General features: G+C 72.4%; 6 protein-coding genes. 4 read left to right on the top strand and 2 right to left on the bottom strand.

The window, feature by feature from the left end; all coding sequences use genetic code 11:
* The 3 genes from ROTAS13_RS17760 to ROTAS13_RS17750 form a co-directional block, all read left to right on the top strand.
* Positions 1-1,505, top strand: a 1,505-nt coding sequence (locus ROTAS13_RS17760) for a helicase-related protein (protein ID WP_256371403.1), incomplete at its 5' end; no start/stop codon positions are given.
* A gap of 130 nt (positions 1,506-1,635) precedes the next feature.
* A complete protein-coding gene (locus ROTAS13_RS17755) occupies positions 1,636-1,818 on the top strand; it encodes a hypothetical protein (protein ID WP_019462622.1) in 183 nt (60 codons plus the stop codon).
* A complete protein-coding gene (locus ROTAS13_RS17750; RefSeq protein WP_139323413.1) occupies positions 1,815-3,224 on the top strand; it encodes an amidase in 1,410 nt (469 codons plus the stop codon). Before ROTAS13_RS17755 ends, ROTAS13_RS17750 begins: the two co-directional genes overlap by 4 nt.
* A 235-nt stretch (positions 3,225-3,459) precedes the next feature.
* Here the strand turns inward: ROTAS13_RS17750 and ROTAS13_RS17745 are convergent, their stop codons facing one another.
* Together ROTAS13_RS17745 and ROTAS13_RS17740 are read right to left on the bottom strand one after the other, a co-directional pair.
* Positions 3,460-4,701: an MFS transporter gene (locus ROTAS13_RS17745; RefSeq protein WP_252571072.1), complete on the bottom strand. Its 1,242-nt coding sequence runs from the start codon at positions 4,699-4,701 to the stop codon at positions 3,460-3,462.
* A gap of 251 nt (positions 4,702-4,952) precedes the next feature.
* Positions 4,953-5,666, bottom strand: a complete 714-nt coding sequence (locus tag ROTAS13_RS17740) for a pyridoxamine 5'-phosphate oxidase family protein (protein WP_026033469.1) — start codon at positions 5,664-5,666, stop codon at positions 4,953-4,955.
* A 75-nt stretch (positions 5,667-5,741) separates the two neighbouring features.
* Between ROTAS13_RS17740 and ROTAS13_RS17735 the strand changes: the two genes are divergently transcribed.
* A partial coding sequence (locus tag ROTAS13_RS17735; protein ID WP_139323412.1) for a GntR family transcriptional regulator occupies positions 5,742-6,072 on the top strand: 331 nt, incomplete at its 3' end.

The following is a 6,072-nucleotide window of genomic DNA, read 5'->3' as shown; positions in this document are numbered from 1 at the left end:
GCGGCAAGGGCCTCAATGCCGCCGTCGCCCGTGTCGCTGCGCTGGACCGTTTCGCGGCACATTTCCGCACCGCGCGGGCGCTGAACCGCCGCATCACCCTGGTCACCGGCCCGACCAATTCCGGCAAGAGCCATCTGGCACTCGACCGCCTCGCCACCGCGGAAAGCGGCATGGCCCTGGCCCCGCTCCGCCTGCTGGCGCATGAGTTCCGCGAGGCGCTGGCCAGCCGCGGCATCGCCGCCTCGCTCTCCACCGGGGAGGAGCGCATGCCTGTGGAGGGCAGCCGCCACCTCGCCGCGACCGTGGAGATGTGCCCCTTCCACAACCCGACCGACGTGGCGGTGGTGGACGAGGCGCAGCTCCTCCAGGACCGCGACCGTGGCGCCGCCTGGACGGCGGCGATCATGGGCGCCCCGGCCCGGCATGTCCTCGTGCTCGGCGCGCCGGACTGCGTGCCGATGGTCAAGCGTATCGCCGCGCTCTGCGACGATCCGGTCGAGGAGATCTCGCTCCAGCGCAAGAGCCCGCTGAATGCCGCCCGCGCGCCGGTGAATTTCGGCGACCTGCGTCCCGGGGACGCGCTGGTGGCCTTCTCCCGCCGCGACGTGCTGGACCTGCGTGCCGAGCTGGTGCGGCGCGGGCGGCGCGTCGCCGTGGTCTATGGCGCCCTCAGCCCCGAGGTCCGCCGGGCCGAGGCCGCGCGCTTCCGCGATGGCGAGGCCGATATCCTGGTCGCCACGGACGCCATCGGCATGGGGCTGAACCTGCCCATCCGCCGTGTCGTCTTCTCCACCCTCCGCAAGTTCGACGGCGAGCAGCGCCGCGACCTGAACACGCAGGAGGTGAAGCAGATCGGCGGCCGTGCCGGGCGCTTCGGGCGCTTCGAGGAAGGCATCGTCTCCGTCCTGGCCGGCGGCGGTGCGCCGGAGCAGATCCGGCGCCTGCTGGAAGCCCCGCCGGACTTGCCGGAGGACCTGCGCCCCCAGGTGCAGCCCGATTCCGACATCGTTTCCGCCGTGGCGGCGGAGATCGGGTCGGACAGCCTCTTCGGCGTGCTGGCGCGTATCCGCCGCGCCGTGCTGCGGCGGGACGACCCGAACTACCGGCTGGCCGATCTCAGCCAGCAGATGGCCATCGCCACCGCCGTGGACGGCGTGCAAGGCCTCGCCCTGACACAGCGTTGGACCTACGCCCTCTGCCCGGTGGACCAGCGCGACAATGGCATCGTCCGGCTGGCGCGCTGGGCCGTGGACCATGGCGCGGGCCGTTCGGTCACGCCTCCCATGGCCGGCCGCCTGCCGGCGCCGGAACGCGCCCAGCGCGACGAGCTGGAACGTGCGGAGAAGGTCCACAAGCGCCTTGTCGCCTGGCGCTGGCTTTCCCTACGCTTCCCCGAGGCCTATCCCAACCGGGCCGAGGCCGAGGCCGAGACCATGCGCCTCGACCGCTGGATCGAGGACGTGCTGCGCACCCAGCGCCGGGGCCGGGTCGGCCTTTCGGCCTGAGCTTTCCCGAGCCGGTGGATCGCGGTGGGCGGGGCCGGACCCGCCTGCCGCCGGAACGTCGCGGCGGCCTCGGCACGCCCGCTCACCGGCCAGGAGGCAGGATGGCACGGCTTATGCCAGCCTGTCCGCCATGGACGATTCCCTGATCGAAGCCCTGGCCCGGACCATGGGCCTGGAGAAAGCCCTGGCCGGGCATCGCGACGATGTCCTGGCCGCCGCGCGGCGCGCCGCCGATGCGCGCGGCAGGCTGCCGCCCGATCCGGACCCGGCTGCGGAACCCTGGCCTCCCATGCAGGTGAGGCCGCGCCCGTGAGCCGCGCCGAATCCGCTCCGCACCGCCTCGGCGCCGCCGCGATCTCCGCCGCCTACGAGGCCGGGACGCTGACCCCGACCGTGCTGGTCCGCCACCTGCTGGACCGCGCCGGCAGGATGGACCCGCAGGTCCATGCCTTCATCCGTCTCGACGCCGAGGCGGCGCTGGACGCTGCCGCACAGGCGGAGCGCGAGATCGCCGCGGGCCGCAAGCGCGGTCCGCTGCATGGCGTGCCGGTCGGCATCAAGGACATCATCGACGTCGCCGGCCTGCCCACCACCTGCCATTCGAAGATCCTGCTGGGCAATGTCGCGGCGCGGGATGCCACTGTCGTGTCCAGGCTGCGCGCGGCGGGCGCCATCATCCTGGGCAAACTGTCCACGCATGAATTCGCCATCGGCGGTCCCTGCCACGACCTGCCCTTCCCGGCGGCGCGCAATCCCTGGAACACGGACCACCACCCGGGCGGCTCCTCCTCCGGTTCCGGCGCCGGACTCGCGGCGGGGCTCTTTCCCCTGGCGCTCGGCACGGATACCGGCGGTTCGGTGCGCAACCCGGCCAGCCAGTGCGGCATCACCGGGCTGAAGCCGACCTATGGGCTGGTCTCGCGCGCCGGCGTCTTCCCGCTCGCCTTCACGCTGGACCATATCGGCCCCATGGCCCGCAGTGCCGAGGACGCCGCGCTGCTGCTGGAGGCCATCGCCGGCCATGATCCCGGGGACCCCGGCAGTGCCGTGCCGCAGGCAGCGGATTACCGCCCCGGCCCCGCCGCCAGCCTGAAGGGGCTGCGCGTCGGCTTTGTGCGGCATTTCCACGAGCGCGACATGCCCGCCGATCCGGAGATGGCGGCGGGGCTGGAGCGGGCGGCGGAATGGCTGGGCGCGCTGGGCATGCAGGTCCGCGACGTCACCCTGCCCTCGCTCGACGAGTTCGCGGCGGTGAACCGCGTCATCCTCCATGCGGAGGCCTTCGCCATCCATGCGCGCCGGCTGCGCGAGCGGCCGGGCGACTACGCGCAGCTCACGCGTTCCTCGCTGCTGACCGGCGCCTTCCTCACGGCGGAGGATCTCGGCCGCGCCCAGCGCGCCCGCCACCGCATGATCGCGGCGGTGGAGGCCGCCTTCCGGGAGGTGGACGTGCTGCTCTGCGCCAGCTCCATGGACCCGGCGGCGCGGATCGACGACCCGGCGGAGATCGCCCGGACCTATGCGCGGCAGGCGCGCACGCCCTTCAACGTCACCGGCCATCCGGCCCTGGCGGTGATGACCGGCCTGTCCGCCGATGGCCTGCCTCTCGCGGCCCAGCTCGTCGGACGCTATTTCGACGAGCGGCGCCTCTTCACCCTGGCGGTGGCTGTTGCCACGGTGGCGGGGCAGCCTGCCTGCCCGATGCTGCTGGAGGACTGATCGGGCGTTCCTGGGGGCCAAGGCTCCGCCTCGCCTCCAAACCCCCGCTCCGCCAGGAACCCGGTGCGGCGGCCCGGATGTCTGGCCGCCGGTTGTGATCCGCCCCTGGCCCTCCATGCGAGAGCCGGGAAAGGTTCGTGCCGGCGGCGTTGGCGCAGCGGGTGCGGGCCGGATCGAGCCCGGCCGGCGCGGGGTGGCGCGCGGCCGGCGGACGGATCGCGGCGCCTGGACCGGATCAGGCCAGCTCCGCGCCCCGGCGCTCGGGGATGAGGAACCACATGGCCAGGATGTCGAGGACGTAGAGCAGGGCCAGCAGGGCGATGGCGGTCTCGAAGCCATAGGCGGCCGCGACGGCGCCCACGGCCACCGGGCCGAAGCCGCCCACCGCGCGGCCGATGTTGAACAGCACGTTCTGCGCCGTGGCGCGGGCGGCGGTGGGATAGAGCTCGCTCATCAGCGCGCCGTAGCCGCCCAGCATGCCGTTGACGAAGAAGCCCATCACCGCGCCACCGACCAGCAGCGCCGCCGGATCGGTCAGCCACGAATAGACGACGACCATGACCGCCGCGCCCAGCATCCAGCCGAAGAAGGCCGGCTTGCGCCCGACGCGGTCGGCGACCTGGCCGAAGGCATAGATGCCCACCGCCATGCCGAGGATGGTCACGGCCGTCCAGGTGGCGGACTGGGTGAGGCCGAAGCCAAACCGGCTGGAAAGATAGTTCGGCAGCCAGATCATCACGCCATAGTAGCCGAAGTTCTGCACCGAGCAGAGGATCACCAGCCCGAGGCTGCTGCGCCGGGCCTGGGCATCCGCCACCAGCAGCCGCAGCGGCGAGGCGCCGGGGGCCTTCGCCGAGTGTTCCACGAAGACATCGGGCTCGTGCAGGCTGCGGCGGATGAAATAGGCGGCGATGGCCGGGAACAGGCCGACCGCGAACATCCCGCGCCAGCCGATGACCGGCAGCAGCATCGGTGTCACCACGGCCGCGAGCAGCACGCCGGCCTGCCAGCCCAGCCCGACATAGGAGGAGGCGCGGGCGCGCTTGCTGGCCGGCCAGGCCTCGGCCACCAGGGCCATGCCGATGCCGAACTCGCCGCCCAGGCCGATGCCCGCGATGGTGCGGTAGACCAGCAGGTCCCAGTAGCCCTGGGCCAGGGCGCAGAGGCCGGTGAAGACGGCGAAGAGCACGATTGTCCAGGTCAGCACCCGCACGCGCCCGAGCCGGTCGGACAGCATGCCGAAGCCCACGCCGCCGATCACCGCGCCGACCAGGGTGGCCGTGACCAGGGAGGCGGCCTGGGCCGGGCTCAGCCCCAGATCGGCCGAGATGGCGCGCAGCATGAAGCCGAGGATCAGCAGGTCGAAGCCATCCATGGCATAGCCCAGGGCGGAGCCCCACAGCGCCTTCCGCGCGGCGGGCGTGATCCTGTCCCTTTCCTGTTCCGATGCTGCGAAGACTCTGGCTGGATCTGCCATGGGGCCACCCCGTTCCCGAAAAATCCGGCGGCTTGTGTCACCTTGTCGCGGACCATGCCAGACGGTTCCGGCCCGGCGGTGCCAGGGAAAGGACATGGAGAGGCCGATTTCCCCTGGCTGTTTCCTCCTGGCTATCCCCCGGGGGTGAGTTCCGGGTCCCTGAACCGGAAAGGCCGCCTTCGATCCGGGCAGGGGGAGGGGCGCGCAGCCTGCCGGATCGACGGGGACAGGCGCGCGCCCTCCCCGTACGATCAGCCGCGATAGGCCTCCGCATAGGCCTCGGCCAGGGCCTCCTCCAGCGGGCGTTCCGCGCGGTAGGACGCCAGGTCCGCCGGCCGCGCGACGCCGGGCCGCAGACGCGGGCAGGGTTCCGGCGCGCCGATCACCGTGCGGATGGGCAGGCGCTCGGCATAGACCGGCAAGGCGTAATCCTCCTCGTCATCGGCCACGCCCTTGGCGCGGATCTTGGCCGAGGCGCTCTCGATCTCCATGGCAATGACGGCGGTGGCCTTGATCTCCTGGTCGGTGCTCTGGCGCAGCCCGGCGGTGCGGTGGGGAAAGAAGCGGTCCACCATCATCACCAGGGCGCGGCACTTCTCCTCCGGATCGGCCACGAGCCTCGCCTGGCCGAAGGCCATCACCGAGCGGTAGTCGGCGGAATGGTTGAAGCCGCAGCGCGCCAGGACCAGGCTGTCGAAATGCGTGACCGTCAGGCAGGCCGGCTGGCCTTCGGACAGGTTGCGCAGCATGCGGCTGGCGCTGCTGCCATGCCAGTAGAGCCGCGTGCCCTCGCGCCAGAACAGGGTCGGCGTGCAATAGGGCTGGCCGTCCACGGCATAGGCGACATGGCAGAGCGCGGCGGCGTCGAGCAGCCGGTGGACCGTCTCGTGATCGTAGAAGCCGCGGTCGTGCCGCCGCTTGACGCGGTTGCGCGCCTCGACGGGATAGGTCTGGGTTTCGGACATCGGAAAGGCCTTGATTGACGCCGCCATCATGAGGCCGTGAAATTGGTCGGCGCGAGGGCCAATCCGGAGCACGATATGCCAACCAATTCCCGGCGGAAGCCGGAGGTGCTGGATATGCCCCTGTTGCTGGACGGGGCGGGCAGCCAGTCGGGCCGGCTGCATGCCGGGCTGCGCGCCGCGATCCTGGGCGGGCGGCTGGCACCGGGGCTGCGCCTGCCCTCCAGCCGGGACCTCGCCGCGCAGCTCGGGCTGCGCCGCAACGCCGTGGTCATCGCCTATGAACAGCTCCTGAGCGACGGGCTGGCCGAGGCCAGGGTCGGGGCGGGCACCTTCGTGGCCGCCCGGGTGCCGCGCGGGCCGGGCGCTGCGGCGCCGGCCGGGGCCGCCATTCCCCTGCCGGGACAGG

Source organism: Roseomonas sp. TAS13, assembly GCF_001950415.1.
Classification (GTDB): Bacteria; Pseudomonadota; Alphaproteobacteria; order Acetobacterales; family Acetobacteraceae; genus Roseomonas; species Roseomonas mucosa.
The sequence above is the reverse complement of the archived record's forward strand: the minus strand, read 5'-3'. Positions and strand labels throughout refer to the sequence as shown.

Excerpts from the sequence above, each read along its gene's own strand:
- ROTAS13_RS17740 (WP_026033469.1), bottom strand. The coding sequence starts at position 5,666 with ATGTCCGAAACCCAGACCTATCCCGTCGAGGCGCGCAACCGCGTCAAG.
- ROTAS13_RS17745 (WP_252571072.1), bottom strand. The coding sequence starts at position 4,701 with ATGGCAGATCCAGCCAGAGTCTTCGCAGCATCGGAACAGGAAAGGGAC.
- ROTAS13_RS17755 (WP_019462622.1), top strand. The coding sequence starts at position 1,636 with ATGGACGATTCCCTGATCGAAGCCCTGGCCCGGACCATGGGCCTGGAG.